This is a genomic window from Pedobacter sp., assembly GCF_035566355.1.
Lineage (GTDB): Bacteria > Bacteroidota > Bacteroidia > Sphingobacteriales > Sphingobacteriaceae > Pedobacter.
The window spans coordinates 1-3,508 of the sequence record NZ_DATMRL010000735.1; the positions used below are offsets into that span (position 1 = coordinate 1).

Annotated in this window: 4 protein-coding genes and 1 pseudogene; 2 read left to right on the forward strand and 3 right to left on the reverse strand. The window is 37.1% G+C overall.

Annotated features, from left to right (window positions below):
- Both VNZ46_RS29155 and VNZ46_RS29160 read left to right on the forward strand, forming a co-directional pair.
- Positions 1-353, forward strand: a pseudogene (locus VNZ46_RS29155) (SusC/RagA family TonB-linked outer membrane protein); the annotation flags it as partial.
- A gap of 24 nt (positions 354-377) precedes the next feature.
- Positions 378-1,760, forward strand: coding sequence for a RagB/SusD family nutrient uptake outer membrane protein (locus VNZ46_RS29160; protein WP_325565199.1), 1,383 nt, complete (start codon positions 378-380; stop codon positions 1,758-1,760).
- Between the two features lie 117 nt (positions 1,761-1,877).
- Here VNZ46_RS29160 and VNZ46_RS29165 read toward each other — a convergent pair whose 3' ends face one another.
- The 3 genes from VNZ46_RS29165 to VNZ46_RS29175 all read right to left on the reverse strand — a co-directional run bounded on the left by VNZ46_RS29165 (position 1,878) and on the right by VNZ46_RS29175 (position 3,185).
- Positions 1,878-2,165: a hypothetical protein gene (locus VNZ46_RS29165; RefSeq protein ID WP_325565201.1), complete on the reverse strand. Its 288-nt coding sequence runs from the start codon at positions 2,163-2,165 to the stop codon at positions 1,878-1,880.
- Positions 2,166-2,256: 91 nt separating this feature from the next.
- A complete protein-coding gene (locus tag VNZ46_RS29170; RefSeq protein WP_325565203.1) occupies positions 2,257-2,703 on the reverse strand; it encodes a MauE/DoxX family redox-associated membrane protein in 447 nt (148 codons plus the stop codon).
- A 242-nt stretch (positions 2,704-2,945) separates the two neighbouring features.
- Positions 2,946-3,185 (reverse strand): hypothetical protein, encoded by a 240-nt coding sequence (locus VNZ46_RS29175; protein ID WP_325565205.1) that lies wholly within the window; start codon positions 3,183-3,185, stop codon positions 2,946-2,948.
- Between the last annotated feature and the right edge of the window lie 323 nt (positions 3,186-3,508).

Genomic DNA, 3,508 nt, shown 5'->3' on the forward strand with positions numbered 1-3,508 from the left:
ATAATGGCGCATATATGTATGCAGATTATAATTCTCGATGGCAGAAACCAGGTGATGAAAATTACACTAATATTCCCGGCTTAATTTATCCAGCTGACAGTAACCGGGATAATATATATCTTTATTCTGATGCATTGGTGGAGAAAGCAGATAACATCCATTTAAAAGACATTCGTTTGGATTATACCTTTCCTGTAAAGTCCGGTTTTCCTTTTAAAAATTTAAATATCTTTACTTATATAGATAATGTTAGTATCCTTTGGCGGGCCAATCATTATCATTTAGATCCAGATTACCCTACAGCTATTCCCACGGTAAGAACAATTGCATTTGGACTTAAAGCAGGTTTATAACAAATGAGATTAGAACATTCCACAATGAAGAAGATGAAAAATTTGATATACATAGCAGTACTGCTCTCCATTTGCATTTCCTGTAAAAAGTCAGATTTTCTAGATAAAAAACCAAGTACCAATATTACCGAACCGACAACCTTAACGGATTTCCAACTTTTGCTGGACAATATAGCAGTGATGAATTCTACAGGAGGCTTGGCACAGGCTTCTGCCGATGATCATATTGTCAGCTATCCTAATTATCTTGCAGCAACAGTTACGGAAAGGAATGCTTACATCTGGAACAAAGACATATATGGAGGTGATACAGGGATCACAGATTGGAATTTGCCTTACCAAACGGTTTTTTACGCGAATATTGTATTGGAAGGCCTTATGAAATCAGATAGTGCCTCTTCAACTAAGGCTCAATATCTAAAAGGCTGGGCTTTATTTTCCAGGGCTTTTGCTTTTTATAATTTGACCCGAACTTTCTGCAAAGCTTATGACGTAGCTTCTGCCACTACGGATCTTGGTATTCCCTTAAGGGTATCTTCTGCGATTGATTATTTGAAACCAAGAACTTCATTAAAAGAAAGCTTTGACCAGATCTTTGCAGATCTGAATGAAAGCCTAAGCTTATTACCAGCAGAAAGACCTTCAGCCAATTTAAACAGGCCCTCAAAAATAGCGGTTTATGCCTTACTGGCCAGAATTTCATTGGAAATGAGAAATTATACTACTGCCGAAAAGTATGCAGACCAAGCCTTGTTACTGTACAGTGCTTTGGTCGATTACAATACCGTTAGCCAAACCTCTAGTACTCCATTTTCCAGAACCAATGACGAATTGATTTGTAATTATGGACAAGGAGCAAGCTATCCTAATATGACCGTAAATTTTGCGGAAGCCTCAGACAGGGTATCTCCAATGGTAATTGCATTGTATGCACCTGGTGACCTGAGGCTAAAAGTCTTTTATGGTCAAAATGCAGATGGTAGTTCTTACAAAAAGAGAGGATACAATGGGGGTGGTCTTTACCCTTTTACCGGATTGGCAACAGATGAGTTGTATCTGATCAAAGCAGAATGTTTGGCCAGAAGGAAAGAAACAAAAGCCGCAATGGACAAACTAAACCAGTTACTGGTGCTGCGTTTTGATAAAAGTAAAACCTATCAGCCTGTAACCGCCTCATCATCAACTGATGCTTTAACCAAAGTACTATTGGAAAGAAGAAAAGAATTGGTCTGGAGAGGTATGAGGTGGCATGACCTGAAAAGATTAAATAAAGAAGGAGCTAATATTACTTTGGCACGTACATTAAATGGAACAACCTATACTTTGCCACCCAATGATTCCCGCTATGTATTTCCGATTCCTAATGATGAGATAGCCTTAAGTGGGATTGTACAAAATCCCCGATAATTTAAAAGAGGGTGTATCCTCTCCAGCCTGTGCTGAATTTATTTCAGTATCATCCTGATTTTATCTCAGGATCTCGGACTCGCTATTGAAGCGAATGATACACCCCCTTGTAATTAATTATTGAATATACAAACCTTTAAACGACGATTGAATCGAAGGTGCTGCGGGAATAGAGCTCGCCGAAAAAGAGTCACCCTGATAAGAGCTATAACCTATATAGCACTTATTTGCAGCATTACCCATGCAATCATTAACTTCTGGGGTAAAATCCGCTATTTGGTAAAGGTTGGCACTGACTAGCACGTAATAAATAGTCGTAAACTTCTTTTTAGGCGTAAAAGTGGTAAAAGCACTCATGCTTAATGCAACGCCAGCTGCAAAAAGACCAAATAATAATCTTTTCATAATAAGGGGTATAAAAAATGTTGGTTAAAACTTGCTGCATTTCTTTAAACAGGGCACAGCATTTCCCTGTATCTCTCACGAAATGTCTTATTTACTTGTGCAGCCGGAGCCCGGCAATACCAAGTACAATAAATCCAAGATTGAAGAAAATATGCTGCTTCCAGCTCAGTGAGCTAATCACTCCTCCACACATACAAGGTAATGTTGCACCGGAATTGATCATATAGATCAAATACACCGTGAATACAAGCATGAGTGCAAGAGAAAGAATAAGCCCAAGCCTTTTGGTCTTATTCAGCAGCAGTAAGCCACTTAGAATGATCTCCACTGCGGGAATCAGATAGGATAGGAGCACATGAAACGGACCAAGCAATGGCGATCTCCCTAATACTTTCATAAAGCTTTCATGTGTCATGAACTTACTCGACGCGGTATATACAAAAAGCATTATAAATATAAAGGTGATCACATCGAAAATGATTTCCCTTTGTTTTGTGGAGAGCGATAAGGCCGGTTTTTTATTAAATGTTGTTTCCATATACTTTAATATCAGGACTCAATTTAGTTTAAAATTCCATAAATAAATTTGGAATAAATGTATCATTTCAAACATCAAATAAGATTTTATTTAACAAAAGATAACATTAGTAGACTTAAAAACACCGAAAGGATAACCCATGTAAAGTCTGGGTAAAAGTTGTGAGAGGAGCATTGTTGTCCAATACTGATTTTAAATTATCGAATTGATGAGAAGAAGAAGCCAATAACCATTACTCTATTTCATCTATCTTGATTATGATTTAAAGCAGCTCTTTTTCTTTCTTTTACATCTTCTGAAACCCCGAACGAAGTATCACCATCACTCTTATCCTCCAAAAATAAAAGTACAATCAGAGAAATGACTGGTATAAGGAATGAAATAAAAAACCAGAACCAAAAACTTCGTCCCTGACTTCTTGCAAAAATGCCTGCGATGGTTTGAGGCAATAGAAGAACGAGTAAGATTAGTAATTCAGCCATGGTAATTTGATCAATATTTTTTGTTTATATGGATGAGCAAAAATATTAATCAAATCCATATTCTTTAACAGTATGATTAGCATTTTTTACAATTCATTTTACACTTTTTTACAAGTATTTACACTTCTGTTACTACTCGTTGGTTTAGCTTTGACCAAGTTACTAATTTGAAATTTATGCTAAAAACACTATTGGCCTCAAAGGCTCTTTTTGAAAACTGGCTGGTACTGATACGGTTGATCACCGGCCTTATTATTTTTGTCCATGGACTGGGCACCTTCAGTAAAGGACATATGGATGGAAATATTGCCTGGCTCACAGAC